Raw genomic sequence first — 26,368 nt, forward strand, 5'->3', positions numbered from 1 at the left:
AGGCGTTGATGAAAACGCTTTGGCAACACTGCCACGTCGCAACTATGGCCCAGGGCAAATACTCGATCATCGAGGATGCCGCCATGGTCACCGCGGGTTCGCTGATCGAGTGGATCGGCCCCCGCAGCCAGGCGCCAGTGGCGGATTACGCCCAGGTGCAGGACCTGCAAGGCGCGTGGGTCACCCCCGGGCTGATCGACTGCCACACCCACACGGTGTTCGGCGGCAATCGCAGCGGTGAATTCGAGCAGCGTCTTGAAGGCGTGAGCTACGCCGAAATCGCCGCCAAGGGTGGCGGTATTGCCAGCACCGTGCGCGCCACCCGTGCCGCCACGGAAGATGAATTGTTTGCCAGCGCTGAAAAGCGCCTGCGCAGTTTGCTGCGTGACGGCGTGACCACGGTGGAGATCAAGTCCGGCTACGGCCTGGACCTGGCCAACGAGCGCAAGATGCTGCGGGTTGCGCGGCGCCTTGGCCAGATGCTGCCGGTGAGCGTGCGCGCCACGTGCCTGGCGGCTCACGCGCTGCCGCCGGAGTACAAGGATCGCGCTGACGACTACATCGACCACATCTGCACCGAGATGCTCCCGGCGCTCGCGGCCGAAGGGCTGGTGGATGCGGTAGACGCCTTCTGTGAGTACCTGGCGTTTTCCACCGAACAAGTGGAGCGTGTATTCAAGGTCGCCCAGCAGTTGGGCTTGCCGGTGAAACTGCACGCCGAGCAGTTGTCCTCTTTGCACGGCTCCAGCCTGGCGGCGCGTTACCACGCACTGTCGGCGGACCACCTGGAGTTCATGACCGAAGAAGACGCCATCGCCATGGCCGCGTCCGGCACTGTCGCGGTGTTGCTGCCGGGCGCGTTCTACTTCCTGCGTGAAACCCAGTTGCCGCCGATGGATGCGCTGCGCAAGCACGGCGTGAAAATCGCCATCGCCAGTGACCTCAACCCCGGCACCTCGCCGGCGCTGTCGGTACGCCTGATGCTGAACATGGCCTGCACCCTGTTCCGCATGACCCCGGAAGAAGCCTTGGCCGGCGCCACGCAACATGCGGCCACCGCGCTGGGCATGGGTGACACCCACGGTTCGCTGGAAGTGGGCAAGGTCGCGGATTTCGTCGCCTGGCAGATTGATCGCCCCGCCGACCTGGCTTACTGGCTGGGCGGCGAGCTGGATAAACGCGTCGTGCGCCATGGCGTCGACGTCACCGTCTGAGGAGTGTTGTTGTGGATAAGGTTCTGAGTTTCAAACAAGGCCGTGTGCCGCTGCTGATCAGCATGCCCCACGCGGGGTTGCGCCTGACGCCTGCGGTCGAAGCCGGGCTGATCCCCGAGGCGCAAAGCCTGCCGGACACCGACTGGCACATCCCCACGCTGTATGACTTTGCCGAGGCATTGGGCGCCAGCACCTTGTCGGCCGAGTACTCGCGGTTTGTGATTGACCTGAACCGGCCGTCCGACGACAAACCGCTCTACGCCGGCGCCACCACCGGGCTGTACCCGGCGACCCTGTTCGATGGCGTGCCGTTGTTCCGTGAAGGGCAGGTGCCGTCCGAAGAAGAACGCGTAACCTACCTGCAAAAAATCTGGGGCCCGTACCACCGCACCCTGCAAGAAGAGCTGGCGCGCCTCAAGGCCGAGTTCGGCTACGCCTTGCTGTTTGATGCGCACTCGATCCGCTCGGTAATCCCGCACCTGTTCGACGGCAAGCTGCCGGACTTCAACCTCGGCACCTTCAACGGCGCGGCGTGTGACCCCGAGCTGGCCAGCCAGCTGGAAGGCATCTGCGCTCAGCATCCGCAGTTCACCCATGTGCTGAACGGGCGCTTCAAGGGCGGGCATATCACTCGCCACTATGGCGACCCGGCGCAGGATATTCATGCGGTGCAGTTGGAGCTGTGCCAGAGCACGTATATGGAAGAGGTTGAGCCGTTCCGGTATCGCCCTGATTTGGCTGCGCCGACCCAGGTTGTGTTGAAGCAGTTGCTGGAAGGGTTGTTGGCCTGGGGGCAGAAGCGCTACGGCTGATATCGCTATCGCAGGCAAGCCAGCTCCCACATTTGGATGTATTCACAGATCAAAATGTGGGAGCTGGCTTGCCTGCGATGGGGCCTTCCGGGTCGCCCCAGTGCAACTGCCGGTCGCCACAGTTCGTGTCAGCACAGGTTCCGCTGGGTAAGGTTGTGGGTACGGCGCACCAGACGCCACTTCCCACAATAAAAGCTGCCCAGTGAGACCTCATCCATGAAAAGACTGTTGTTGATCCTCACCGGCGTGGCTTTGATCAGCGCCAACGCCATGGCCGCAGAACCTGCATCCTGTAAAACCATCCGCATGGGCGTGGTCAGCTGGACCGACGTCGTCGCTACCTCAGGCATGGCCGACGTGCTGCTCAATGGCCTGGGCTACGACAGCAAGCAGACCAGCGCGGTGCAGCAGATCATCTTTGCCGGCATTCGCGACAAACGCCTGGATATCTTCCTCGGCTACTGGAAACCGGCGATGGATAACAACATCGCGCCGTTCCTGGCCGCTAAGCAGGTCAAGGTGTTCGACACGCCCAGCCTCGCCGACGCCCAAGCCACCCTGGCCGTGCCGCAATACGTGGCGGATGCCGGGCTGAAGACGTTTGCCGACATCGCCCGCTTCAAGGACAAACTCGGCGGCAAGATCTACGGCATCGAGCCGGGCAGCGGTGCCAATACCGATATCCAGAAGATGATCGACACCAATCACTTCGGCCTCGGTGGCTTCAAGCTGGTAGCTTCCGGTGAAGCCGGCATGCTCGCGGCGGTGCAGCGAGCGGTGAACCGCAAGGAGTTCGTGGTGTTCGTCGGCTGGACCCCGCACCCGATGAACATCAATATGAAAATGGCCTACCTCACCGGCAGTGAAGATGTGTTCGGCCCGGACGAAGGTCGCGCCACGGTTTCCACCGTCACCGCGCCGGACTTTGGCGAACGCTGCCCCAACGCCAACCGCCTGCTGGCAAACCTGACCTTCACCGCCGCCCAGGAAAGCCAGTTGATGGTGCCGATCATGGAGCGCCAGTCGCCGCAGGAGGTGGCCAGGCAATGGTTGCGTGACCACCCAGAGGATTTGCAGCGCTGGTTGGCCGGGGTCAAGGCGTTTGATGGCAGCGATGGCGTGGCGGCAGTGCAGGCCAGCCTCAAACCCTGAAAACACCGCCGGGCAAAAAATGCGGGAGCTGCGGTGCGACGATTCGACTGGCCTGCGATAGCGGTGTATCAGTGAATGAAGAGGTGACTGACACACTGCTATCGCAGGCAAGCCAGCTCCCACGTTTAGATCTCCATTCTCAGGGATATTGAGCATGTATCCGATTTCAGCGCAGCTTGCCGCCTTCATCGCCAAAACCGAATCCTTCACCAGTGACGACTCTTCGCTGGCGGGCTTGCGCCATAACTACGACCGTATGTGCCAGGCCTTCACGCCACCGAAGCCTGAAGGGCTGCAACTGTCGGACTTTTCCCTGGGCGGTGTAGGCGTGCGCAGTTACCTACCCACGGCGCCAGCGCCGACGGAGGGCTGGCCCTGTCTCCTTTATATGCACGGTGGCGGCTGGGTGGTCGGCGGGTTGGACTCCCACGACTTTATCTGTTTCGAACTGGCGAGCGCGTTGCAGGTCCTGGTGATCGCCATCGACTACCGTCTGGCGCCGGAGTACCCGTTCCCGGCAGCCTACCAAGACTGTCGCGCCGTATGGCAGGCAATCCAGGCCGCGCAGGGGCCGCACGCCATCAACCTGCAACGCCTGGTGGTGATGGGCGACAGCGCGGGCGGCAATCTGGCGGCGGCGCTGTGCCTGGGGCTGCGCGACGACGGCCAGCCGCTGCCCGTGGCCCAGGTGCTGATTTACCCCGGCCTGGGCGGGCCTGCCGATTTGCCCTCGCGGCGTGACTGCATGGACGCACCGCTGCTCAGTACTGCCGACACCGACTGCTACCTGGCAATGTACCTGCATGCTGCGGGCACGCCATCGGCCTATGCCATGCCTTTGTTGGCCGAGTATTTCGGCGGCTTGCCCAAGGCGTTGATCGCCGTGGCCCAGTTCGACCCGTTGCGCGATGACGGCATGCTCTATGCCGAACGGCTGCAACAGGCGGATGTGCCCGCCGTGCTGTATCCCGGCAAAGGTCTGGTTCACGGTTGCTTGCGCGCACGCGGCCAAGCCCCGGAGGTGGATCAGCTTTATAACTATCTGCTGCATTACCTCAGGAGCGAAGGGCTGACACAGGTCTAAGTATTCAAGGACATGCTCATTGCACAATTCGGGTTTATGATGCCAGACGGCAAGAATAATAGACGTCCCCTCAGGGATGAACCCGACACCCTATGGAGCGCGCAATGCAGACTTGGTACCCGCAGATCAAACCCTACGCCCGGCACGATCTGGCAGTCGATGACACCCACACGCTGTACGTCGATGAAAGTGGCTCCCCCGAAGGTTTGCCTGTCGTCTTCATCCATGGCGGCCCCGGCTCCGGTTGCGATGCCCAGAGCCGCTGCTATTTCGACCCGAACCTGTACCGCATCGTTACCTTCGACCAGCGTGGCTGCGGGCGTTCCACGCCGCGCGCGAGTCTTGAAAACAACACCACCTGGGATCTGGTCGCCGACCTCGAGCGCATCCGCGAACACCTGGGCATCGACAAATGGGTGCTGTTTGGTGGTTCCTGGGGCTCGACCCTGTCGCTGGCCTATGCGCAAAGCCACCCTGAGCGTGTGCATGGTTTGATCCTGCGCGGCATCTTCCTGGCCCGCCCGCAGGATATTCACTGGTTCTACCAGGAAGGCGCGAGCCGCATGTTCCCGGATTACTGGCAGGACTACCTTGCCCCGATCCCGGCGGACGAGCGCCACGACATGGTTGCCGCCTACCACAAGCGCCTCACCGGCAACGACCAGATCGCCCAGATGCACGCAGCCAAAGCCTGGTCCGGTTGGGAAGGGCGCATGCTCGGCCTGTGCCCGAGCCCGCAGCACGTCGAGCGTTTTTCCGAGCCGCAGCGCGCCCTGTCGATTGCGCGTATCGAGTGCCACTACTTCACCAATAACTCTTTCCTGGAGCCCAACCAGCTGATTCGCGATATGCACAAGATCGCCCATCTGCCTGGGGTCATCATCCATGGCCGCTACGATATGATCTGCCCGCTGGACAACGCCTGGGAGCTGCATCAGGCCTGGCCCAACAGTGAGCTGCAGGTGATTCGCGAGGCTGGCCATGCGGCATCCGAGCCGGGCATCACCGATGCGTTGGTGCGTGCGACCGGCGAGATGGCACGGCGCCTGCTTGATCTGCCGCCAGAAGAAGCATGAAGGGCCTGTTGCAACGGGTGCGTGGCGCCCGGGTCGAGGTGGCGGGTGAAGTCGTAGGCTCGATAGACCAGGGATTACTGGTGCTGGTCGCCGTGGAACCTTCAGATACGCCCGAGAGTGCCGACAAACTGTTGCACAAGCTGCTTAACTATCGGGTGTTCAGCGACGATGAGGGCAAGATGAACCTGTCCTTGAAGGACATTGGCGGTGGTTTGCTGCTGGTATCGCAGTTCACTCTGGCGGCGGACACCAAAAGCGGGTTGCGGCCCAGCTTCTCCACAGCGGCCCCACCGGCCCTGGGAGCCGCGCTTTTTGAACACTTGTTGTTACAAGCGCAACAATTGCATGGCAAGGTGGCATCGGGGCGTTTTGGCGCTGATATGCAGGTGCATTTGGTCAATGATGGCCCTGTGACCTTCCTCTTACAGACATGAATGTATTAAAAACGACTTTAATGCCTAAAAACGCAGGGTTTCGCTACAAATACTTCGTTGTCCCTGATGCGTTGTTTCGCGGGCTACTAGATAATCGCGCGCTATGGGGATCAGCGTAAATTGGTCCATTTTTGACTTAGGTAGAGACTTGTCCGACGGCCTTTGGGGAATCATTTTGACCCAGAGGAGTCGGAACAATGCTCGCCAACCTGGCATATAGATAGCTGGCCGTTGGTTTTTTGATCTGTTTTCGGCGAGGGTTGCTCGTGATTGTTAGTCCCTGTAATGCACCAAAATTGTCTGCCAAACGGTTACGAAACGCACTGGTAACGGGCTCTGCCCTGTTTTGCCTGTTCGGGGCGGGTCAACTGTGGGCATTCAGTCTGGATGATGTGTCGGCCAAGGCAAAAGAGCTGGCCGGGCAGAAATACGAAGCTCCGCGCAGCAATCTGCCGAACGAATTTCGCGAAATGAAATTCGCGGACTATCAGAAGATTCGTTTCCGCAACGAAAAAGCCGAGTGGGCCGATCAGAACACGCCATTCAAGCTGTCCTTCTATCACCAGGGCATGCACTTTGACACGCCGGTGAAAATCAACGAAGTGACCGCCGACAGCGTCCAGGAAATCAAGTACGACCCAAATCGTTTCGATTTCGGCGACGTGAAATTTGATCCTAAAGCCACCGAACAGCTGGGTTATGCCGGTTTCCGTGTGCTGTACCCGATCAACAAGGCCGACAAGCAAGACGAAATCATGACCATGCTCGGCGCCAGCTACTTCCGCGTCGTCGGCAAAGGCCAGGCCTATGGCCTGTCGGCCCGTGGCATGGCGATCGACACTGCATTGCCGTCCGGTGAAGAATTCCCGCGTTTCACCGAGTTCTGGATTGAGCGCCCAAAACCGGGCGAGAAACAGCTGGTGATCTTCGCCCTGCTGGACTCGCCACGCGCAACCGGCGCCTATCGCCTGACCCTGCGCCCGGGCACCGACACCATTGTCGACGTCAAATCCCAGATGTTCCTGCGTGACAAGGTCAGCAAGCTGGGCATCGCCCCGCTGACCAGCATGTACTTGTTCGGCGCAAACCAGCCGTCCAAGGTGCTCAACTACCGTCGTGAATTGCACGATTCCAGCGGCCTGTCGATCCATGCCGGCAATGGCGAGTGGATCTGGCGCCCTCTGAACAACCCTAAACACCTGTCGGTCAGCAACTTCGCCGTTGAAAACCCGCGTGGTTTCGGCCTGCTGCAACGTGGCCGCGACTTCAGCCACTACGAAGACCTGGACGACAACTACGACAAGCGCCCAAGCGCCTGGATCGAACCTGAAGGCGACTGGGGCAAGGGTTCTGTCGACCTGGTAGAGATTCCGACCGCCGACGAAACCAACGACAACATCGTTGCGTTCTGGAGCCCGGCCGAGCTGCCGAAAGTCGGCGAGCCGCTGGACGTCAGCTACCGCCTGCACTGGACCATGGACGAGAAAGACCTGCACCCGGCCGACAGCGCCTGGGTCAAGCAGACCTTGCGCTCCACCGGTGACGTGAAGCAATCCAACCTGATCCGCCAGCCTGACGGCAGTGTGGCCTACCTGGTGGACTTCGAAGGCCCGTCCCTGAAGAACCTGCCACCGGATGCGCCAGTACGTAGCCAGGTGAGCGTGGGCGACAACGCCGAAATCGTTGAAAACAGCGTGCGCTACAACGAGCACACCAAAGGCTGGCGCCTGACCCTGCGCATGAAGATCAAGGACGCAGGCAAGCCTACCGAAATGCGTGCCGCGCTGGTCGAAGACATCGTGAAGCCTGAGCCTGAGAAGGTTTCGACCCAGGTGCTCAAGGCCGACAAGCTGCTGGCCAAGCAACACGAAAAACAGGCCAGGAAAGACGCCAAGGAAGCGAAAGACAAGGACGCCAAGCAGCCAGAGGCTGCCCCCGCCAATCCGGAGCCGGAAAAGACCGAACACGTCCTGACCGAAACCTGGAGCTATCAGTTGCCTGCCGATGAGTAATTCTCAAGCCACGCCAGAGACCCTGTCCGAGTACCTGGCGCACCTCCCGATGACCGCAGAGCAGCGCGCCGAACTGGCGGGCTGCACCTCCTTCAGCGAGCTGCACGAACGCTTGTCGTCAAAGACTTTCGACGCACCCACCGAGGCCGCCCAAGCCTCGGTCGGCCGCCGGTTGACGCTCAATACCGCCGAAGAGCTGCAAGACGCCGAGATGCTGGCGCTTGACGCCAACGGCCGGGTTTGCCTGAAGGCCACGCCGCCGATCCGTCGGACCAAAGTGGTGCCGGAGCCATGGCGTACCAATATCCTGGTGCGTGGTTGGCGCCGGATGACCGGTCGCACCAACCCTCCGGCCCCGCCGAAGGATGAGCGCGTATTGCCGGCAGCACGCTGGCGTACCGTGGGTTCGATCCGTCGCTATATCCTGCTGGTGCTGATGCTCGGCCAGACCATTGTGGCCGGCTGGTACATGAAAGGCATCATGCCGTACCAGGGCTGGTCGCTGGTCGACTTCGACGAAATCCGCAACCAGACCCTGCTGCAAACGGCCACCCAGGTGCTGCCTTACGCCTTGCAAACCAGCATCCTGATCATGTTCGGGATTCTGTTCTGCTGGGTCTCGGCCGGTTTCTGGACCGCGCTGATGGGCTTCCTGGAGCTGCTGACCGGCCACGATAAATACCGGATCTCCGGTAAAAGTGCTGGTGACGAGCCGATTCCAAAGGATGCCCGCACCGCGCTGGTGATGCCGATCTGCAACGAAGACGTGCCCCGGGTATTTGCCGGCCTGCGCGCTACTTTCGAATCGGTAGCCGCCACTGGCGACCTGGACCGTTTCGATTTCTTCGTGCTCAGCGACAGTAACGAAGCCGATATCTGCATCGCTGAACAGCAAGCCTGGCTTGATGTGTGCCGCGAAGCCGGTGGTTTCGGCAAGATCTTCTATCGCCGCCGTCGCCGTCGCGTAAAGCGCAAGAGCGGCAACCTCGACGACTTCTGCCGTCGCTGGGGCGGTGAATACAAGTACATGGTGGTGCTCGACGCCGACAGCGTGATGAGTGGTGAATGCCTCACCAGCCTGGTGCGCTTGATGGAAGCCACGCCGGATGCCGGGATCATCCAGACCGCGCCACGTGCGTCGGGCATGGACACCCTGTATGCGCGCATGCAGCAGTTCGCCACCCGTGTTTATGGCCCGCTGTTTACCGCTGGCCTGCACTTCTGGCAGTTGGGTGAATCCCACTACTGGGGTCACAACGCCATCATTCGTATGAAGCCGTTTATCGAGCACTGCGCCCTGGCGCCGTTGCCGGGTAAAGGCGCGTTTGCCGGTGCGATCCTCTCCCACGACTTCGTTGAAGCCGCGCTGATGCGCCGTGCCGGCTGGGGCGTGTGGATTGCTTATGACCTGCCGGGCAGCTACGAAGAACTGCCGCCGAACCTGCTGGATGAACTCAAGCGTGACCGTCGCTGGTGCCACGGCAACCTGATGAACTTCCGCCTGTTCCTGGTCAAAGGCATGCACCCGGTGCACCGTGCGGTGTTCCTGACCGGCGTGATGTCCTACCTGTCGGCGCCGTTGTGGTTCTTCTTCCTGGTGCTGTCGACGGCGTTGCTGGCGGTGAACACCTTGATGGAGCCGCAGTACTTCATGGCGCCACGCCAGCTGTACCCGCTGTGGCCACAATGGCACCCGGACAAGGCGGTGGCGCTGTTCTCCACCACCATCGTGCTGTTGTTCCTGCCTAAATTGCTCAGCATCATCCTGATCTGGGCCAAGGGCGCGAAAGAGTTCGGTGGCAAGTTCAAGGTGACCTTGTCGATGCTGCTGGAGATGCTGTTCTCCATGCTGCTGGCGCCGGTGCGCATGATCTTCCACACCCGTTTCGTGCTCGCCGCGTTCCTGGGCTGGGCTGCGACCTGGAACTCGCCGCAGCGTGACGACGACTCCACGCCATGGAGCGAGGCAGTCAAGCGCCACGGTCCACAGACCCTGCTGGGCTTTCTGTGGGCACTGTTGGTGGTGTGGTTGAACCCAAGCTTCCTGTGGTGGCTGATTCCGATCGTCGGCTCGCTGATGCTGTCGATTCCGGTGTCGGTGATCTCCAGTCGGGTCAAGCTGGGCCTCAAGTCTCGCGACGAGAGCCTGTTCCTGATCCCAGAGGAATACAACCCGCCGCAAGCTTTGCTGTCGACCGAGCAATACACCCACGAAAACCGTTGGCACGCCCTCAATGACGGGTTTGTGCGCTCGGTGGTCGACCCGCAGCAAAACGCACTGGCCTGTGCCCTGGCGACCTCGCGTCACCGTGAGGCGGAGCCCATCGAGCACTTGCGTCAGGAACGTGTGCGCCACGCGCTGAAAGTCGGCCCCGCCGGCCTCAACAACGGCGAGCGCCTGGCATTGCTCAGCGACCCGGTAGCCTTGGCTCGCCTGCATCAGCAAGTGTGGACTGAAGGTCACGCCGAGTGGCTCGGTGCCTGGCGTGCTTCGGTCAAGGCTGATCCGCACGCGCCATTGCTGCCGCTGCAACCGCTGTCTTCCCAGGCCCAACCGGCCTGATTCCGACGCCCCCGAGGGCTCACCTCGGGGGCGTTAGATGCGCTGGTCCTACAGCGTTTAGAACATCTTCTTGATAACGCTAACCCCTTGTTATTTCGAAACAAAAGACCTTTGTTCGAAGCGTATTGCCGTGCCTGTCGCTGGGGTAGCATCGCCCCCAAATTGACTAGGTCGCAGGGGGATTAATGATCAAAAGGTATTGTTTGGCGGTGCTGAGCGGCGTCATCGCATTGATTTACGCAGGCTGGTTGAGCGCTGGTGCCCTCGATGAAGCGGTTCGACGCGGTGTGCTTAAAGTCGGCACCACGCCCACCTATGTGCCCTTTGAAATGAAGGACAAGCAGGGCCGTATCGTCGGTTTCGAAATCGACTTGCTGCAGGCGATGAGCCGCGCGTTGGGCGTCGAGCTTGAACTGGTCGCGGTGCCATATACCGAGTTGCTACCGGGGCTGATGGCGAAGAAGTTCGACCTGATCGGCAGCGGTATGACGGTGACGCAGGAGCGCAACCTCAAGCTGAACTTCAGCGACTCCTTTATTGTGGTCGGCCAGACCGTGCTGCTGAACCCCAGCCTGGCCGGCAAGATTGCCAGCATCGAAGATCTCGACGAGGCGGGTTACCGCATCGCCGCGACTGAAGGCACGACCGGCGAAGCGGCTGCGCAGCGGTTTTTGGGCGCGGCGCGCCTGAGCACTTTTACCACGCCGGAAGAAGGCGTGCGCCAAGTGGTCGAGGGCAAGGCCGACGCCTTCGTCCATGACGCACCCTACAACCTGATTGCGCTGGCCAGGCCGGAAAACCACCGGCTCTTTGCCCTTGAGCAACCGTTTACCTTTGAGCCTCTGGCGTTTGGCCTGAAAAAAGGCGACTACGACAGCCTCAACTGGATCAACCACTTCCTCAATCAAATTGCCCAGGATGGCACCTACGATCGGCTGCACGACAAGTGGTTCAAGGACACGGACTGGATGGCGGAGATCGACTAAGCGTCATAACTGCTTACACATCAATGAATTGCCGGCCTGTTGCACTGATGTGTCTAGCCCCTGCGCAGTGATGCACCATTGTGGGGCTTTTGCGACATGCGCCGATAACATTTACCCGTGAAACCTTTGTGACGGGCAACGAGTGGGTTAGGATCGCACCCCGAATGGGTGCAGCCCTTTTGCGCGCCGGCCTTATAAGAATCTTTCAGGGGACTTGATGATGAAAAAGTATCTTTCGATGCTGATGCTCGGCGTCACCGCGCTGGTCGCGGCCACTGCGGCGCATGCGGGCGCCATCGACGATGCGGTCAAGCGCGGCACGCTGAAAGTCGGCATGGACCCGACCTACATGCCGTTCGAGATGACCGACAAGCGCGGTGAAATCATCGGCTTTGAAGTCGACATTCTCAAGGCCATGGCCAAGTCCATGGGCGTCAAGCTGGAGTTGGTGTCCACCGGCTATGATGGCATTATCCCGGCCTTCCTGACCGGCAAGTTCGACATGATCGGCAGCGGTATGACCCTGACTCAGGAACGCAACCTGCGCCTGAACTTCAGCGAACCCTTCATCGTGGTCGGCCAGACCCTGCTGATTCGCAAGGACCTGGAAGGCACGATCAAGTCCTACAAAGATTTGAACGACGAGAAATACCGCCTGACCTCCAAGCTCGGCACTACCGGCGAGATGGTTGCCAGGAAACTGATCTCCAAAGCCAAGTACCACGGCTATGACAACGAGCAGGAAGGCGTGCTGGACGTGGTCAACGGCAAGGCCGATGCCTTTGTGTATGACGCACCTTACAACGTGGTCGCCGAGAAGAAAGTCGGTAATGGCAAGCTGGTGTTCCTGGAAGAACCCTTCACCTTCGAGCCCCTGGCGTTCGGCCTGAAAAAGGGCGATTTCGACAGCATCAATTACATCAACAACTTCCTGCACCAGATCCGCAACGACGGCACCTACGATCGCATCCATGACAAGTGGTTCAAGAGCTCCGAGTGGCTCAAGGACATGGAATAAGGGCTGACACCGAGTCGACTTCATCGCAGGCAAGCCAGCTCCCACAGTTGAAATGCGTTCCCTTGTGGGAGCGGGCTTGCCCGCGATGACGACATGCCAGGCGATACATCTTCGGAAAGTGAAATGAAACAGAAAAAAGCCCAATGGCCCTGGCACCTGCTGACCGTGGTCGTGCTGGTTGGCCTGGCCGGCGCGTTGTACTACGCCACCTCGTTGATGTCCTACGAGTGGCGCTGGAACCGCGTGCCGCAGTACTTCGCCTATCAGGCCGAAACCTCCCAGCGCGCCGCCGACATCTCCACTGTCATTGAGCTGGTGCGCAAAGGCGATGTGGCCGAAGTCACCTTGCGCAACGACGCAGGCGCCGAGCAAAAGCTGACCGTGGCCGACAACAGCCTGCAAGTGTCACGTGGCGATGACGTGGCCGAAGGCGATGTTATTGGCGTAACCCGGCATTGGGCGCTGGGCCCGCTGATGTGGGGCTTGTGGACGACCTTGTGGTTGTCGGTGGTCTCCGGAATCCTCGGCCTGGCGATTGGCCTGGCAACCGGCTTATGCCGTTTGTCGAGCAACCCGACCTTGCGCGATCTGTCGACGATCTACGTCGAACTGGTGCGCGGTACGCCGCTGTTGGTGCAAATCTTTATTTTCTACTTCTTCATCGGCACGGTGCTCAACCTGTCCCGCGAATTCGCCGGTATTGCCGCGTTGTCGCTGTTCACCGGCGCCTATGTGGCGGAAATCGTCCGCGCCGGCGTGCAGTCCATCACCCGTGGTCAGAACGAGGCCGCCCGTTCCCTGGGGTTGAGCGCCAGCCAGTCGATGCGTCATGTGGTGTTGCCGCAAGCGTTCAAACGCGTGCTGCCGCCATTGGCTGGGCAATTTATCAGCCTGGTGAAAGACACTTCGCTGGTTTCGGTGATCGCGATTACCGAGCTGCTTAAAAGTGGTCGTGAAGTGATAACCACCTCGTTCTCGCCCTTTGAAATCCTGTTCTGTGTGGCAGGCCTGTACCTGCTGATCAACCTGCCGCTGTCGAAAATGGCCAGCCGGCTTGAGCGGAGGCTCGCGCAAAGTGATTGAAGTTCGCGATCTGGTAAAAGTCTTCGACACCCGTGGCCAAGTGGTGCGCGCCGTGGACCACGTCACCACCCGGGTAGCCAAGGGCGAAGTGCTGGTGGTGATCGGTCCTTCAGGTTCGGGCAAGTCCACGTTCCTGCGCTGCCTTAACGGCCTGGAAGAGTTCGACTCGGGCTCGGTGAGCATCGATGGCCTGCAATTGGCCGACCCGAAAACCGACGTGAATGCCTACCGTCGTGAAGTCGGCATGGTGTTCCAGCACTTCAATTTGTTCCCGCACATGACCGTGCTGGAAAACCTTTGCCTGGCGCAAAAAGTCGTGCGCAAACGCGGCAAGCAAGAGCGTGAAGCCAAGGCTTTGGCACTGTTGGAAAAGGTCGGTATCGCGCAGAAGGCCAACGAGTTTCCATCACGCTTGTCCGGCGGCCAGCAACAACGGGTAGCCATTGCCCGTGCGTTGGCCATGGAACCCAAGGTAATGCTGTTTGATGAGCCCACCTCGGCGCTGGACCCGGAAATGGTCGGCGAAGTGTTGGACGTGATGAAGACCCTGGCCCTGGAAGGCATGACCATGGTCTGCGTCACCCACGAGATGGGCTTTGCCCGTGAAGTGGCAGACCGCGTGCTGTTCTTCGACCACGGCAAATTGCTCGAAGATGCGGCCCCGGCCGAGTTCTTCGATGCGCCCAAAGACCCGCGCGCCCAAGCGTTCCTGCGCCAGGTCCTGTAATTGAAGGCCGAGCTTCCTGTGGCGAGCAAGCTCGCTCGCCACAAGGGCCGTGAGTATCAAAGCCTGAATTTGCCCACCAGCGTCTGCAAATCCAGGCTCAATCGGGTCAACTGAACACTCGCAGCGGCCGTTTCCTCACTGGCCGCAGCGGTTTGTTCGGTGACATCGCGCACCTTCAGCACACTGCGATTGATCTCTTCCGCCACCGCGCTTTGCTGCTCGGCGGCGGCGGCAATCTGCGGGTTCATTTCCTGGATGATCGACACGGTACGCGTGATCGCTGCCAAGGCATCGCCGGCATCGCGGGTCAGGCCGACGCTGTTGTCGGTCAGGCTGCGGCTGTTGTCCATGATGTCCGCGACCTGCTGGGTGCCGGTATTCAGGCCGAGAATCAAACCTTCAATTTCTTCGGCGGATTCCTGGGTGCGCTGGGCCAGGCTGCGCACTTCGTCGGCCACTACCGCAAAACCCTGGCCGGCACTGCCCGCACGCGCCGCTTCGATGGCAGCGTTCAGGGCCAGCAGGTTGGTTTGCTGGGACACTGATTTGATCACGTCGAGCACGCTGCCGATTTTCTGGCTTTCATGTTGCAGCGCAATCATCGCCTGGCTCGAACGCGCCATCTCATGGGCCAGGTGCCCGATTTGCTCGACGGCCTGGGTCACCACTTTTTCGCCGGCGCTGGCCTCCTGGTCGGCTTCATTGGCCGCGACGGAAGCCTGCTCGGCATGCCGGGCGACCTCCTGGGCGGTGGCGAGCATTTCATTCATCGCCGTGGCCACTTGATCGGTTTCCTCCTTCTGGTCATTGACCCCGGCGCGGGTCTGCTCGGTGACGGCTGATAGCTGCGTTGCGGCACTGGCGATCTGCCGGGCGCTGTCGCCGATACCGCTGATCAGGTTGCGCAGGTTGCGGGTCATTTGCCCGATGCTCTGCTGCAACTGGCCCAGTTCATCGCGGCGGTCCTCTTGAATGTCTCGACTCAGGTCGCCGTCAGCAATGCGGTGGGCGGCGGTGAGGATCGCGCGTAAAGGCACGACTATTTGCCGCGCGATCCACCAGGCGGCCAGTACACCGAGTAGCAAGGCCGCCACGGTGACGCTCAGCAGTCGTGTGTGGGTCTGCTCGGCTTCGCTGTCACGCTTGCTGTTCTGGCCGTCACTCAGTTGATGGCTTTGCTCGCGTAAATCATTGAGTTGCTGTTCAAAGCGGTTTTGCAGGGTTTCGGTGTTGAGCTGTGCGTCCTTGAGCTTGGTCAATTGTTCGCGATAGTTGGCCAGGTCGGCTTTGAGCAGGGCCGCGTCCACGGGCAGTGCGGTCACCGCTGCTTGTGCCACGTTCAGGGCTTCGAGCGCCTGGGTGAGTGCGTCGGTGTAGGCTTGCAGCGACTCGGCCGCCCAGGCGGGGCTTTGGGCGCGATCTTCGGCCTGCTCCATGGCCTGGCGCAGGTTTTCGATAGCATCCAGAGCCTTTTCGTCTTCCTGGTTCGGTAAGTCGCTGGCGAACTGGGCGAGAGTATCGCTGGCTTGCAACGCGGTTTTCTTGAGGGTCGGGCGGATGCTTTCGCGTTGCTCAATCAAAGCGGGCAAGGCCGCCAGCGCTGTCTTGAAGCTCGCCACCAAGCGTGTTGCTTCCTGCAGTCGCTGCAAGTCGGCCGGGTGTTTGAGGCGGCTTGAAAGGTCGGCCAGATGCTGGTCGATCTTTTCGGTCTGCGTGTTCATTTTGGCCAGGCTGCTGGCGTCCGTCAGGGTCCGGTACACGATCCTGTCGGCGCGCATGGACTCGGCGTCCAGGGCCAATTGCCCCAGGATCGCCAGGCTGTGTGAGCGATAAAGCACGTCGTTCAAGGCCTGCCAGCCGGTCGCGGCAATCAGGATGCTTAACATCAACACTTGGCCGAAACCCAGTGCGAGTTTGAGACGGACGCTGGCGTTGACCAGCAAGCGGGTCAGCCGAGGAAACATGGTGAACCTCCAAATCTGAGGAAGCATTTCGCAACAGCTGAAACGCTAAATCGATTCGAGGTTGTGGCGGGCTGATAACCGCGTAGGAAATTTCACAAGTTACGGCGGCCTTGCTCTGGCCGCCGTGTGGGGGCGGGTCAGATGCGGAAGCGCCCGACCAGAGACTGCAAATAGATCCCCAAGCGTGCCAGTTCGGCACTCGATGCGGCAGTTTCCTCACTGGCCGAGGAGGTCTGCTCAGACACGTCGCGCACATTCAACACGCTGCGGTTGATCTCTTCGGCCACAGCGCTTTGTTGCTCGGCGGCAGTGGCGATCTGCGAGTTCATCGCCTGAATGGTTGAGACCGTGCGCGTGATATTGCTCAGCGCGTTGCCGGCACGTCGGGTCAGCTCGACGCTGCTGTCGGTGAGCCCCCGGCTGTTGTCCATGATGGTCGCCACCTGCTGAGTGCCGTTTTGCAGGCCGACGATCAGCTCTTCGATCTCCTCGGTGGACTTCTGTGTGCGCTGGGCCAGGCTGCGCACCTCGTCGGCCACCACCGCGAAGCCGCGACCGGCTTCACCGGCACGCGCCGCTTCAATCGCCGCGTTCAGCGCCAGCAGGTTGGTTTGCTGGGCGACAGACTTGATCACATCGAGCACGCTGCCGATCTTGTCGCTTTCGCGCTTGAGGTCGCCCATGGCCACCGTGGAGTTACCGACCTCGGTAGCCAGGCGCTCAATCTGCGCGATGGCCTCACCGACTACCTTGTCGCCTTCACGGGCCTGTTGGTCCGCTGCAACGGCAGCTTCGGAGGCTTCTTCGGCGTTGCGCGCCACTTCCTGCACGGTGGCGGCCATTTCGTTCATGGCGGTGGCCACTTGGTCGGTCTCAACCTTTTGGCTGTTAACCCCGGCGCTGGTCTGTTCGGTCACGGCCGACAGTTGTTCGGCAGCGCTGGCAATCTGGGTGACACCGTCGCTGATACCGCCGATCAACTCGCGCAGGCCCAGGGTCATGCTCTGCATGGCGCGTTGCAGTTGGCCCAGCTCGTCCTGGCGGGCGGAGTTGAGGTTATGGCTCAGATCGCCCGAGGCCACACGCTCGGCGACTGTGAGGGTCTGGTTAAGCGGGATCACGATCTGGCGGGTGATAGCCCAGGCGGCGAGAATGCCGAAGATCAGCGCCAGCACGGTGGCCAGCAGCAACAGCTGTTTAGCCTGCGCGGCATCGGCATCGCGCACGGCGGTCTGGGAGGTGGTGAGTTTTTCGCTGTGCCCCAGCAGGATATCGCCTTGGGCGGTCATGATTTTCAGCGCGGCGGCGCTGGCCACTTGGGAGTCACGGTACTGGCTGACCGCGGCGCGGTAGGCTTGCAGTGACACGCCGGCCTCTTGCAGGTTGGCCTGGTATTGCTCAGGCAGCTTGCCTTGCAGGTCAGTGATTTTCTTCAGGGCATTGTCGATGGCATCCAGGGCTGGTTGCTCGGCCTCGGTCTTGCCGCTGTAGGTATAACCGCGCACCTGGAAGCGCGACTGTTGGATCAACTTGCTCAGCTCGACCACGCTGTTGAACTGCGTGACGCTGTCGCCTTGCAGCAGGCTCGCTTCGATTTCATTGATCTTGGCCACGGCGTTGTCGGCGGTGTCGCCGAGTTTGCTGCGTGCACCCTCACGCTTGAGGCCGGCCAGGACCATTGTGCCAAAGGCTTTTTTGTATTGGCCCAAGGCTTCCAGCTGTTGCTCTACCAGGGCTTTGTCGCCGGGTTGTTCAATCAGCGTTTGGGCGGTTTTGAGGCCATCGTCCAGTTGCTTCAGCAGACCGTTGACGGCATCGGTGCCTTGTTCGCCCCGGCGCATTTCAAAGTCCAGGCGCGCCAGGCGCAGGTCTTTGGTCAGGCCGTTGAGGCTGGAGATAAAGCCCAGTTTGTCGCCGCGACTGATCACGTCGCCCAAGCCGGTCCAGCCGGTGAAGGTGATCAACAGCGTCAGGATCAACACCAAGCCAAAGCCTATGCTCAGCTTGCGATTGACGCTCACATTCCCCAGTTTTTCGGCTAACCAACGATACATGCTGCGATCTCCTTTGGAACAAGGCTTGGACTTATTCAGAGGCTATCGGCAGCGTAGGAAGTTTCTGTAGGTTCTCAGAACCAATGTGGGAGCTGGCTTGCCTGCGATGCAGGCACCTCGGTACATCAGGCATACCCAGGTGATGCAATCGCAGGCAAGCCAGCTCCCACTTTTTTCGGGGCGGGTCGGTGTTCAGAACAACCGGGCGAGCAGGGCGGTCACGGCGGTTTCTACGCGCAGGATGCGCGCACCCAGTTGCACCGGTTGCAAGCCGGCCTTGGCCAACAGCTCCACTTCGTAGGGGATCCAGCCGCCTTCCGGGCCGATGGCCAGGGTCACCGGTTCGTCCAGCCCACGTGGGCAGGCCGGGTAATCGCCGGGATGGCCGATCAGGCCCAGAGTCCCTGCGGTCATGGCCGGCAGGCGGTCTTCGACGAACGGCTTGAAGCGCTTTTCGATGCTGATCTCGGGCAGCACCGTGTCCCGTGCCTGCTCCAGGCCGAGGATCAGTTGCTCGCGAACGGCCTCCGGTTCCAGGAACGGGGTTTGCCAGAAGCTTTTTTCGACCCGGTAACTGTTGACCAGCACCACCTTCGGCACGCCCATCGCCGCCACGGTTTGCAGCACCCGGCGCAGCATCTTTGGACGCGGCAGGGCCAGCAGCAGGGTCAGCGGCAGTTTGGTCGGTGGCGGCTGGTCGAAGCTCACGTGCAGCTCGGCTTCACCGGCTTCCAGGCGCAGCAATTGCGCATTGCCCATTAACCCGCCGATTCGCCCGACCCGCAGGTTGTCGCCCACCACCGCGCGGTGGACTTCCTGCATATGCACCAGGCGCCGATCACGCAGGATCACCCGGTCGGCCGCGATAAAGTCGGCCCCCTCAAGCAACAGCAGGTTCACGGGTGCGTCGCTGGCGGCTGGTCGTCGTCGACGGGTTGGTCATCCGGGTGGTCGCCACGCTTGCTGATCAGGCTGCCAAACAGGATGCCGATCTCGAACAGCATCCACATCGGCACGGCCAGCAGGGTCTGCGAGAAAATGTCCGGCGGCGTGAGGATCATGCCGACCACGAAGCAGCCGATGATCACGTAGGGGCGCACTTTCTTCAGGTATTTGACGTCGACCACGCCGATCCACACCAGCAGCACCACGGCCACCGGGATTTCGAAGGCCACGCCAAAGGCGAAGAACAGCGTCATCACGAAATCGAGGTAGCTGGTGATGTCGGTCATCATTTCGACGCCAGCCGGAGTGGCGGCGGCGAAGAATTTGAAGATCAGCGGAAACACCAGGAAATACGCGAAGGCCATGCCGGTGTAGAACAGCAGGATGCTCGACACCAGCAACGGCACCGCAATGCGCTTTTCATGCTTGTACAGGCCCGGCGCAATAAAGCCCCAGATCTGGTGCAGGATCACCGGGATCGCCAGGAACAGCGAGACCATCATGGTCAGCTTCAACGGCGTCAGGAACGGTGACGACACGTCGGTGGCGATCATCGTCGCGCCGGCCGGCAGGTACTGGCGCAAGGGCGTGGAGACGAAGGTGTAGATCTGCTGGGTAAAGGCGAACAGCCCGGCAAAGATGATGAAAATGGCCGCTACGCAACGCAGCAGGCGGGTCCGCAGCTCGGTGAGGTGCGAGACCAGCGGCATATGCTGGTCGTTTTCCGGTTTATCAGCGCTCATGGGGCTCGCGGCGGCAATGTAGGGTCATGGGGAGCGGGCGACGCCACGGGCGTCGGCGCTGGCTCAGTCGGGGCGGGCGCGGTTGGCGATGCTTCGGCGGCCGGAGCAATGCTGTTTTCGGGCACAGGTTCCACCGGTTTGGCGGGTTCCTGAACCGGCGACAGAATCTTGCGCGCCTCCTGCTCCAACGACAGGATATGTTCGTTGTGCAGCTGGCGGCGGATCTCGTCGGCGCCGATTTCCCGTTCAACTTCCTGTTTGATGGCGTTGAAACTGCGTTTCAGGCGCCCGATCCACAGGCCGGCCGTGCGTGCGGCACCGGGCAGGCGTTCCGGCCCCAGTACCAGCAAGGCCACGAGGCCGACGAGCAGCAGTTCAGAGAAGCTGATACCAAACATTAGTCAGTGCTCACGAGTCTTTGCGGGTCGGCTCTTGGACTTTTTCAGCCTGCACGTCGAAGGTACGACGCTCGGTGATCGGCTGGGTGGCCTGTGGGTGTACAGGCTGCGCCGGTGGTACCGGATTGGCCATCGGGTCGGCCGGTTTTTCATCGTCGTTCATGGCTTTACGAAAGCCCTTGATCGACTCGCCCACGTCAGTGCCCAGGTTCTTGAGTTTCTTGGTGCCGAACACCAGTACCACGACCACCAGAATGACGATCCAGTGTTTCCAGTCAAAAATGCCCATGCTGCAATTCCTCTGTAAAAGTTATTCAGGCGGACGGGCGCGAGGCCTTTTCTGCATGCCCGGACAAGCCGAAGCGACGGTCCAGTTCATCCAACACGGCCTGTGGGTGCTGCCCCAGTTGGGCGAGCATGACCAGGCTATGGAACCACAAGTCTGCGGTCTCGTAGATTACATCGCTGTAATCACCGCTGATTTGCGCATCTTTGGCGGCAATAATCGTCTCGATCGACTCTTCGCCAAGTTTTTCCAGAATCTTGTTCAAGCCCTTGTGGTAAAGGCTTGCGACATAGGAGCTGTCGGCGTCCGCGCCTTTGCGGTCTTCCAGCACCTGGGCCACACGGTTCAGGGTATCGCTCATGTTCAGTGTCCTGCGGAATAAATGGCGTGCGGGTCTTTGAGCACCGGTTCCACAACCTTCCACTCGCCGTTCTCGAACACGCGATAGAAGCAGCTGTGACGGCCGGTATGGCAGGCGATATCGCCGATCTGCTCGACCTTCAGGATCACCACGTCGGCGTCACAGTCGATGCGCATCTCATGCAGGGTCTGCACGTGCCCGGACTCTTCGCCCTTGCGCCACAGTTTGCCACGCGAACGTGACCAGTAAATGGCGCGCTGCTCAGTGGCGGTGAGGCTCAAGGCCTCGCGGTTCATCCAGGCCATCATTAATACGCGCCCGGTCTTGTAGTCCTGGGCAATGGCCGGCACCAGGCCGTCACTGTCCCACTTGATCTCGTCCAGCCAGTCTTTCATGTTCGGCTCCGGCAATTTGCGACAGTGTATAACCGGATCGGCTATCGGCGCACGATCAGATAAACACCCACGGCGACCATGATGCCAGCCGGCCAATGGCCCAGTTGGTTCAGCGGCCCGCCAATCGCCAGCATCACGCCGCCGACCAAATGGGCGGCGCCCAACAGGCGCAGGAACCAGTCGTCCTTGCGCCTGTGCCACGGCGGTGCAGGGTCTTTGGCGTGGGGCTGGGACATGCGCTCCAGCAGGTCGCGGGTCATGTTGGCCAGGTGCGGCAGTTGTTCGAACTGGCTGTGCAGGTTGCCCAGCAGGGTTTTCGGGCTGACGCGCTCGCGCATCCAGCGTTCCAGGAACGGCTGCGCGGTGTTCCACAAGTCCAGGTCCGGGTACAACTGGCGGCCCAGGCCTTCGATGTTGAGCAAGGTTTTTTGCAGCAGTACCAGCTGCGGCTGCACTTCCATATTGAAGCGCCGCGCGGTCTGGAACAGACGCATCAGCACCTGGCCGAAGGAAATATCTTTTAACGGTTTTTCAAAGATCGGCTCGCACACCGTGCGGATCGCGGCTTCGAATTCGTTGAGCTTGGTTTCGGCTGGCACCCAGCCCGAATCGATGTGCAACTGCGCCACGCGGCGGTAATCGCGCTTGAAAAAGGCGAACAGGTTGCGTGCCAGGTAATCCTGGTCTTCCGGGGTCAGGCTGCCGACGATGCCGCAGTCGATCGCAATGTATTGCGGGCTCCACGGGTTGACGGTGCTGACGAAAATGTTGCCCGGGTGCATGTCGGCGTGGAAGAAGCTGTCGCGAAACACCTGGGTGAAGAAGATTTCCACGCCGCGCTCGGCAAGCATCTTCATGTCGGTGCGCTGGTCGGCAAGAGTGGCGAGGTCGGTGACTTGCACGCCGTAGATGCGCTCCATCACCAGCACTTTGGGACGGCACCAGTCCCAATACACCTGCGGCACGTACAGCAGCGCTGAACCTTCGAAGTTGCGTTTGAGCTGGCTGGCGTTGGCCGCTTCGCGCAGTAGGTCGAGTTCGTCGTAGATGGTCTTTTCGTAGTCGGCAACCACGTCCACCGGATGCAGCAGGCGCGCATCGGCGGAGAAACGTTCGGCGGCGCGGGCGAGGATAAACAGCCACGCCAGGTCCTGGCCGATGATCGGCTTGAGGCCGGGGCGAATCACCTTCACCACCACTTCTTCGCCGGTCTTCAATTGTGCGGCATGCACCTGCGCCACCGAGGCCGAGGCCAGTGGCTCGACGTCGAAACGGCTGAACACCTCGCTGATCTTCTTGCCCAGTTGTTCTTCGATCAGCTTCATCGACTGCTGGGAATCAAACGGCGGCACGCGGTCCTGCAACAGCATCAGCTCGTCGGCAATGTCTTCGGGCAGCAAATCGCGGCGTGTCGAGAGGATCTGCCCGAACTTGATAAAGATCGGCCCCAGGTCCTGCAACGCCAGGCGCAGGCGCGCGCCACGGCTCAGTTCCAGCGGTTTGCGCGGGAACCAGCGCCACGGCAACACATAGCGCACGGCCAGCAAAAACCACGGCAACGGCAGGGCGAACAGCAGGTCATCGAGGCGGTAGCGGATTACGACGCGCTGGATACGAAACAAACGGCGGACGGCGAGCAGCTTCATGCGTTATCGCTTGGATCAAGGGAACGGCTCAGGCGCTCGAAGCGTGCCTCAAGGCGTTCCAGGTCGATTTTGGCCTTGTCGAGTTCGCGAAAGCGCGCTTGCGCTTCCCGTTCTCCGACCAGGGTGCGCGATTCTTCGCTCAGGTATTCGGCGAGGTTCTGGTTGAGGCTGGCGAACCCTTGCTGGTACCAGCGCGAGCGGCTGCGCAGGTGCCCGCTGATCAGTTGGGTGGCCACCGGACCAATCCAGCGTGACAGCTCGTATTCCCAATCCAGTTCCAGGTCTTGCAGCACGGCGGCCAGGTCCATCAGCACGGCGCTGTCGCCTTCCAGCTCCACGTCGGGGCTGTGCAGGATCGCGGTCTTGTTGCGGCTCAGCGCCAGGTGCAACAGGCTCGAGGCGGGTGCGCGCAGGGTGCAGTCGGCCTCGGCGGCCCAATCGCCGGCGAGCAGCAGGCCTTCATCGCTGGGCAGGATAAACAGCTGCAGGGCGGGGCTGGTGCAATCGACGGCAATGACTTTGCCGTTCAAGTGCGCAAGCCGCGCCAGGGCGGTGCTGTCCAGGCGCAGGACACGGTTGATGCCGTGTTCGACGCTGGCGAGGAGGCCTGCGAACAGCATCAGGGCTTGATGCCGCGGTGCAGGGCGACGATGCCTGAGGTCATGTTGTGGTAGGTCACGCGGTCGAAACCGGCTTCTACCATCATCGACTTCAGGGTTTCCTGGTCGGGGTGCATGCGGATCGATTCGGCCAGGTAGCGGTAGCTTTCGGCGTCATTGGTGATCAGCTTGCCCATCAGCGGCATGAAGGCGAACGAGTAGGTATCGTAGACCTTGGACATCAGCGCGTTGGTCGGCTTGGAGAACTCCAGCACCAACAGGCGGCCGCCCGGCTTGAGTACGCGCAGCATCGAGCGGATGGCGTCCTCTTTATGGGTCACGTTGCGCAGGCCGAAGGCGATGGTCACGCAGTCGAAATGGTTGTCCGGGAACGGCAGCTTTTCCGCATCGGCCTGGACGAACTCGATATTGCCGGCCACACCTTTATCCAGCAGGCGATCACGGCCGACCTTGAGCATCGAACCGTTGATGTCCGCCAGCACGACCTGGCCGGTCGGGCCAACCAGCTTGGAGAACTTGGCCGCCAGATCGCCCGTGCCGCCGGCGATGTCGAGCACGCGGTTGCCGGTGCGTACACCCGACAACTCGATGGTGAAGCGCTTCCACAGGCGGTGCATGCCGCCCGAGAGTACGTCGTTCATCAGGTCGTACTTGGCCGCAACGGAGTGGAACACCTCAGCGACTTTTTCCGCTTTCTGGCTTTCCGGAACGTTCTTGAAGCCGAAGTGAGTGGTGGGTTCGGCATCGCTGCCTTTGCGCTGATCAGTCATATCGCTGTCACCAAAAGAGAATGCGGGACATGATAATCCCCACCGCCTGCTTTGTCTTGGCAAGGCTGAAGGTAAGATAGGTGTTCATCGAGACCTTTTGCCGCATGGCAGGTGTTCTGAGTCGATATAAAAGAGGAGTCATTGCAATGGCCCGTATTACCGTTGAGCGTGCACATTCCCTGGGTAAAGAAGGCGCGCGCGCGAAGGCCGAGAAGTTGGCGCACAAACTCAAGGAGCAATATGGCCTGGAGTCATCGTGGTCGGGCGATAGCCTGAACCTCAAGCGTTCGGGGGTTAAAGGCACGGTGTTAGTCGCCGATGAATCGCTGCGCATTGATGTTGAATTGGGCCTGTTGATGTCGGCCATGAGCGGCACCATCAAGTCTGAAATCGAGAAAGCCCTGGATAAGGCGCTGGCCTGATCAATGTGTTCTTAGGGTGCCGATTCTAATTTTCCAGCCTACTTTGTGCCCAAGCCCTCAACTCCTGCGGGCCGTTCCTCGACCCTAATCTGCGTGAGGTGCACCATGGCCAAAGTTATTTTGAAGAAAAAAATCGACCTTCAGTCCACTGCCCTGAGTGACGTTAAAAGCTACGCCCGCAAGATCTGGCTGGCAGGACTTGGCGCCTATGCCAAGGTCGGCAGCGAAGGCGGCGAGTACTTCAAAGAGCTGGTTAAGACCGGTCAACATGTTGAAAGTAAAGGCAAAAAAGTTGTGGTTGAACAACTTGATGCTGCCAACAGTCAGATTGACCAAGTAAAGAGTAATGTCTCCAGCGTCAAAGGTTTGGTTGAAGTTCAACTGGATAAAGTTGAAAAAGCTTTTGACACGCGTGTTGCAAGTGCCTTGAATCGAATCGGCATTGCGTCTAAACATGACGTGGAGACACTCTCTGCTAAGCTCGAAGAGCTGACGACATTGCTAGAACGTGTCGCGCGTAAACACTAAGGAGACATCGGGATGGCTGTTAAAAAGACTACTCAGAAAGAAGGCAGCTCGTGGATCGGGGAGGTTGAAAAATATTCCCGTAAGATCTGGCTTGCTGGTTTAGGCGTGTACTCGAAGGTTAGCAGTGACGGCGGCAAATACTTCGAGACATTGGTCAAGGACGGCGAAAAGGCCGAGAAGTTGACCAAGACCACGGTTGGTAAAAAAGTTGAAGCGGCCAAGGCCACTGCCGGCTCTGCCAAGTCGAGCATTTCTGACACTTGGGGCAAGTTGGAAGAAACCTTCGACAAGCGTCTCAACAGTGCCATTTCGCGACTGGGCGTGCCCAGCAAAGCGGAACTGAAGACGCTGCACAGCAAGGTCGATACCCTGACCAAGCAAATCGAAAAACTCACCGGCGCTAAAGTGGCTCCAGCCAAAACCGCCGCCGCTAAACCGGCTGCCAAGCCTGCGGCTAAAACTGCGGCTGCTAAACCGGCTGCCAAAACCGCCGCCAAGCCTCTGGTTAAAGCGGCCGCCAAGCCAGCTGCCAAACCTGCGGCCAAGGCCCCGGCTAAAGCTGCGGCAAAACCCGCTGCAAAAACCGCAGCTGCCAAACCGGCTGCCAAGCCTGCAGCAAAACCCGTGGCCGCTAAAGCCGCTGCCAAGCCTGCGGCTAAGCCGGCTGCCAAAGCAGCAGCAAAACCAGCGGCCAAGCCTGCGGCTAAAACCGCCGCTGCCAAACCTGCTGCCAAGCCGGCCGCTGCGAAACCTGCAGCCAAACCAGCCGCCGCTAAAGCCGCTGCCAAGCCTGCTGCAGCAAAACCTGTGGCTGCCAAGCCTGCGGCAAAACCTGCCGCCGCGAAGAAGCCAGCAGTAGCCAAGAAGCCAGCAGCGTCCAAACCTGCTGTTGCGGCCAAGCCTGCAACTCCAGCGCCAACCGCTTCTACAGCCAATTCGGTGTCCGCACCGACACATGCTCCTGCCGCCCCGACTGCAACGCCGGTAACCCCGACGCCATCCAGTCAGTCCTGATTTTTTCAGGGCACAAAAAACGCCCGGCCTGTGAAGGTCGGGCGTTTTTTTATGGAAGTCT

At 60.6% G+C, this 26,368-nt stretch carries 25 protein-coding genes and 1 pseudogene; 15 read left to right on the forward strand and 11 right to left on the reverse strand.

Translation table 11 applies throughout. The features are described from left to right. The first annotated feature begins 8 nt into the window (after positions 1 to 8). The 12 genes and pseudogenes from hutI (at position 9) to HU759_RS02820 (ending at position 14,161) form a co-directional block, all read left to right on the forward strand. Entirely contained in the window at positions 9 to 1,214 is a 1,206-nt protein-coding gene (gene hutI, locus HU759_RS02765; protein WP_186617957.1) for an imidazolonepropionase, read from the forward strand. A gap of 11 nt (positions 1,215 to 1,225) precedes the next feature. Then, positions 1,226 to 2,026 carry an N-formylglutamate deformylase gene (gene hutG, locus HU759_RS02770; RefSeq protein WP_017138607.1) on the forward strand — a complete coding sequence of 267 codons (801 nt, stop codon included), beginning with the start codon at positions 1,226 to 1,228 and terminating at the stop codon, positions 2,024 to 2,026. A 216-nt stretch (positions 2,027 to 2,242) separates the two neighbouring features. Then, the gene (locus tag HU759_RS02775) at positions 2,243 to 3,178 is read left to right on the forward strand and encodes a choline ABC transporter substrate-binding protein (RefSeq protein WP_186617956.1); all 936 of its coding nucleotides are present in this window, start codon (positions 2,243 to 2,245) and stop codon (positions 3,176 to 3,178) included. A gap of 154 nt (positions 3,179 to 3,332) precedes the next feature. Then, the gene (locus HU759_RS02780; RefSeq protein ID WP_186617955.1) at positions 3,333 to 4,262 is read left to right on the forward strand and encodes an alpha/beta hydrolase; all 930 of its coding nucleotides are present in this window, start codon (positions 3,333 to 3,335) and stop codon (positions 4,260 to 4,262) included. Between the two features lie 104 nt (positions 4,263 to 4,366). Further along, the gene (gene pip / locus HU759_RS02785; protein WP_017138604.1) at positions 4,367 to 5,338 is read left to right on the forward strand and encodes a prolyl aminopeptidase; all 972 of its coding nucleotides are present in this window, start codon (positions 4,367 to 4,369) and stop codon (positions 5,336 to 5,338) included. Further along, positions 5,335 to 5,772: a D-aminoacyl-tRNA deacylase gene (gene dtd / locus HU759_RS02790; protein WP_017138603.1), complete on the forward strand. Its 438-nt coding sequence runs from the start codon at positions 5,335 to 5,337 to the stop codon at positions 5,770 to 5,772. Before pip ends, dtd begins: the two co-directional genes overlap by 4 nt. Before the next feature lie 266 nt (positions 5,773 to 6,038). After that, complete coding sequence (locus tag HU759_RS02795; protein ID WP_026013804.1) at positions 6,039 to 7,784, forward strand: glucan biosynthesis protein G; 1,746 nt, start codon at positions 6,039 to 6,041, stop codon at positions 7,782 to 7,784. Beyond that, positions 7,777 to 10,421 (forward strand): annotated as a pseudogene (mdoH, locus tag HU759_RS02800) (glucans biosynthesis glucosyltransferase MdoH). Before HU759_RS02795 ends, mdoH begins: the two are co-directional and overlap by 8 nt. A gap of 111 nt (positions 10,422 to 10,532) precedes the next feature. Further along, positions 10,533 to 11,333: a transporter substrate-binding domain-containing protein gene (locus HU759_RS02805; protein ID WP_138452866.1), complete on the forward strand. Its 801-nt coding sequence runs from the start codon at positions 10,533 to 10,535 to the stop codon at positions 11,331 to 11,333. Between the two features lie 220 nt (positions 11,334 to 11,553). Further along, positions 11,554 to 12,351, forward strand: coding sequence for a transporter substrate-binding domain-containing protein (locus HU759_RS02810; protein ID WP_099549483.1), 798 nt, complete (start codon positions 11,554 to 11,556; stop codon positions 12,349 to 12,351). Positions 12,352 to 12,474: 123 nt separating this feature from the next. Continuing rightward, positions 12,475 to 13,434 (forward strand): amino acid ABC transporter permease, encoded by a 960-nt coding sequence (locus tag HU759_RS02815; RefSeq protein ID WP_017138598.1) that lies wholly within the window; start codon positions 12,475 to 12,477, stop codon positions 13,432 to 13,434. Then, complete coding sequence (locus HU759_RS02820; RefSeq protein ID WP_176991724.1) at positions 13,427 to 14,161, forward strand: amino acid ABC transporter ATP-binding protein; 735 nt, start codon at positions 13,427 to 13,429, stop codon at positions 14,159 to 14,161. The genes HU759_RS02815 and HU759_RS02820 overlap by 8 nt, the downstream gene beginning before the upstream one ends. Positions 14,162 to 14,217: 56 nt before the next feature. Here the strand turns inward: HU759_RS02820 and HU759_RS02825 are convergent, their stop codons facing one another. The 11 genes from HU759_RS02825 to ubiE all read right to left on the reverse strand — a co-directional run bounded on the left by HU759_RS02825 (position 14,218) and on the right by ubiE (position 24,343). Next, positions 14,218 to 16,125 carry a methyl-accepting chemotaxis protein gene (locus HU759_RS02825; protein WP_099549482.1) on the reverse strand — a complete coding sequence of 636 codons (1,908 nt, stop codon included), beginning with the start codon at positions 16,123 to 16,125 and terminating at the stop codon, positions 14,218 to 14,220. Positions 16,126 to 16,262: 137 nt separating this feature from the next. Beyond that, positions 16,263 to 18,179, reverse strand: coding sequence for a methyl-accepting chemotaxis protein (locus HU759_RS02830; protein ID WP_186617954.1), 1,917 nt, complete (start codon positions 18,177 to 18,179; stop codon positions 16,263 to 16,265). Positions 18,180 to 18,371: 192 nt separating this feature from the next. Beyond that, positions 18,372 to 19,079 (reverse strand): 16S rRNA (uracil(1498)-N(3))-methyltransferase, encoded by a 708-nt coding sequence (locus tag HU759_RS02835; protein ID WP_058422360.1) that lies wholly within the window; start codon positions 19,077 to 19,079, stop codon positions 18,372 to 18,374. After that, positions 19,076 to 19,867, reverse strand: a complete 792-nt coding sequence (gene tatC, locus HU759_RS02840; RefSeq protein ID WP_017138593.1) for a twin-arginine translocase subunit TatC — start codon at positions 19,865 to 19,867, stop codon at positions 19,076 to 19,078. The genes HU759_RS02835 and tatC overlap by 4 nt, the downstream gene beginning before the upstream one ends. Beyond that, on the reverse strand, positions 19,864 to 20,265 hold the full coding sequence (gene tatB / locus HU759_RS02845) for a Sec-independent protein translocase protein TatB (protein ID WP_017138592.1): 402 nt from the start codon (positions 20,263 to 20,265) through the stop codon (positions 19,864 to 19,866). The genes tatC and tatB overlap by 4 nt, the downstream gene beginning before the upstream one ends. A 10-nt stretch (positions 20,266 to 20,275) precedes the next feature. Further along, complete coding sequence (locus HU759_RS02850) at positions 20,276 to 20,554, reverse strand: twin-arginine translocase TatA/TatE family subunit (RefSeq protein ID WP_056860633.1); 279 nt, start codon at positions 20,552 to 20,554, stop codon at positions 20,276 to 20,278. Between the two features lie 25 nt (positions 20,555 to 20,579). Then, complete coding sequence (locus tag HU759_RS02855; protein ID WP_017138590.1) at positions 20,580 to 20,912, reverse strand: phosphoribosyl-ATP diphosphatase; 333 nt, start codon at positions 20,910 to 20,912, stop codon at positions 20,580 to 20,582. Between the two features lie 2 nt (positions 20,913 to 20,914). After that, positions 20,915 to 21,307, reverse strand: coding sequence for a phosphoribosyl-AMP cyclohydrolase (gene hisI, locus HU759_RS02860; protein WP_012721796.1), 393 nt, complete (start codon positions 21,305 to 21,307; stop codon positions 20,915 to 20,917). Positions 21,308 to 21,348: 41 nt separating this feature from the next. Further along, entirely contained in the window at positions 21,349 to 22,953 is a 1,605-nt protein-coding gene (gene ubiB, locus HU759_RS02865; RefSeq protein ID WP_017138588.1) for a ubiquinone biosynthesis regulatory protein kinase UbiB, read from the reverse strand. After that, entirely contained in the window at positions 22,950 to 23,573 is a 624-nt protein-coding gene (locus tag HU759_RS02870) for an SCP2 sterol-binding domain-containing protein (RefSeq protein WP_017138587.1), read from the reverse strand. Before HU759_RS02870 ends, ubiB begins: the two co-directional genes overlap by 4 nt. Beyond that, positions 23,573 to 24,343, reverse strand: coding sequence for a bifunctional demethylmenaquinone methyltransferase/2-methoxy-6-polyprenyl-1,4-benzoquinol methylase UbiE (ubiE, locus tag HU759_RS02875; protein ID WP_003171186.1), 771 nt, complete (start codon positions 24,341 to 24,343; stop codon positions 23,573 to 23,575). The genes HU759_RS02870 and ubiE overlap by 1 nt, the downstream gene beginning before the upstream one ends. Before the next feature lie 146 nt (positions 24,344 to 24,489). Between ubiE and HU759_RS02880 the strand changes: the two genes are divergently transcribed. From HU759_RS02880 to HU759_RS02890, 3 genes are all read left to right on the forward strand, one after another. Continuing rightward, positions 24,490 to 24,765 (forward strand): polyhydroxyalkanoic acid system family protein, encoded by a 276-nt coding sequence (locus HU759_RS02880; RefSeq protein ID WP_017138585.1) that lies wholly within the window; start codon positions 24,490 to 24,492, stop codon positions 24,763 to 24,765. 105 nt (positions 24,766 to 24,870) lie between these two features. After that, entirely contained in the window at positions 24,871 to 25,293 is a 423-nt protein-coding gene (locus HU759_RS02885; protein WP_017138584.1) for a phasin family protein, read from the forward strand. A 12-nt stretch (positions 25,294 to 25,305) separates the two neighbouring features. Next, on the forward strand, positions 25,306 to 26,307 hold the full coding sequence (locus HU759_RS02890; protein ID WP_138454123.1) for a phasin family protein: 1,002 nt from the start codon (positions 25,306 to 25,308) through the stop codon (positions 26,305 to 26,307). Positions 26,308 to 26,368: the final 61 nt, after the last annotated feature.

Origin of the sequence: Pseudomonas sp. OE 28.3, from assembly GCF_014268205.2 — a bacterium.
GTDB lineage: Bacteria > Pseudomonadota > Gammaproteobacteria > Pseudomonadales > Pseudomonadaceae > Aquipseudomonas > Aquipseudomonas edaphica.

Bases quoted from the DNA above. Each gene is read 5' to 3' on its own strand.
- ubiE (WP_003171186.1), bottom strand. From the start codon at position 24,343: ATGACTGATCAGCGCAAAGGCAGCGATGCCGAACCCACCACTCACTTC.
- dtd (WP_017138603.1), top strand. From the start codon at position 5,335: ATGAAGGGCCTGTTGCAACGGGTGCGTGGCGCCCGGGTCGAGGTGGCG.
- HU759_RS02805 (WP_138452866.1), top strand. From the start codon at position 10,533: ATGATCAAAAGGTATTGTTTGGCGGTGCTGAGCGGCGTCATCGCATTG.
- HU759_RS02855 (WP_017138590.1), bottom strand. From the start codon at position 20,912: ATGAGCGATACCCTGAACCGTGTGGCCCAGGTGCTGGAAGACCGCAAA.
- HU759_RS02890 (WP_138454123.1), top strand. From the start codon at position 25,306: ATGGCTGTTAAAAAGACTACTCAGAAAGAAGGCAGCTCGTGGATCGGG.
- HU759_RS02810 (WP_099549483.1), top strand. From the start codon at position 11,554: ATGAAAAAGTATCTTTCGATGCTGATGCTCGGCGTCACCGCGCTGGTC.
- hutI (WP_186617957.1), top strand. From the start codon at position 9: ATGAAAACGCTTTGGCAACACTGCCACGTCGCAACTATGGCCCAGGGC.
- HU759_RS02775 (WP_186617956.1), top strand. From the start codon at position 2,243: ATGAAAAGACTGTTGTTGATCCTCACCGGCGTGGCTTTGATCAGCGCC.
- HU759_RS02825 (WP_099549482.1), bottom strand. From the start codon at position 16,125: ATGTTTCCTCGGCTGACCCGCTTGCTGGTCAACGCCAGCGTCCGTCTC.
- HU759_RS02815 (WP_017138598.1), top strand. From the start codon at position 12,475: ATGAAACAGAAAAAAGCCCAATGGCCCTGGCACCTGCTGACCGTGGTC.
- pip (WP_017138604.1), top strand. From the start codon at position 4,367: ATGCAGACTTGGTACCCGCAGATCAAACCCTACGCCCGGCACGATCTG.
- HU759_RS02780 (WP_186617955.1), top strand. From the start codon at position 3,333: ATGTATCCGATTTCAGCGCAGCTTGCCGCCTTCATCGCCAAAACCGAA.
- HU759_RS02850 (WP_056860633.1), bottom strand. From the start codon at position 20,554: ATGGGCATTTTTGACTGGAAACACTGGATCGTCATTCTGGTGGTCGTG.
- hisI (WP_012721796.1), bottom strand. From the start codon at position 21,307: ATGAAAGACTGGCTGGACGAGATCAAGTGGGACAGTGACGGCCTGGTG.
- HU759_RS02830 (WP_186617954.1), bottom strand. From the start codon at position 18,179: ATGTATCGTTGGTTAGCCGAAAAACTGGGGAATGTGAGCGTCAATCGC.
- HU759_RS02885 (WP_017138584.1), top strand. From the start codon at position 24,871: ATGGCCAAAGTTATTTTGAAGAAAAAAATCGACCTTCAGTCCACTGCC.
- HU759_RS02880 (WP_017138585.1), top strand. From the start codon at position 24,490: ATGGCCCGTATTACCGTTGAGCGTGCACATTCCCTGGGTAAAGAAGGC.
- HU759_RS02870 (WP_017138587.1), bottom strand. From the start codon at position 23,573: ATGCTGTTCGCAGGCCTCCTCGCCAGCGTCGAACACGGCATCAACCGT.
- tatB (WP_017138592.1), bottom strand. From the start codon at position 20,265: ATGTTTGGTATCAGCTTCTCTGAACTGCTGCTCGTCGGCCTCGTGGCC.
- ubiB (WP_017138588.1), bottom strand. From the start codon at position 22,953: ATGAAGCTGCTCGCCGTCCGCCGTTTGTTTCGTATCCAGCGCGTCGTA.
- tatC (WP_017138593.1), bottom strand. From the start codon at position 19,867: ATGAGCGCTGATAAACCGGAAAACGACCAGCATATGCCGCTGGTCTCG.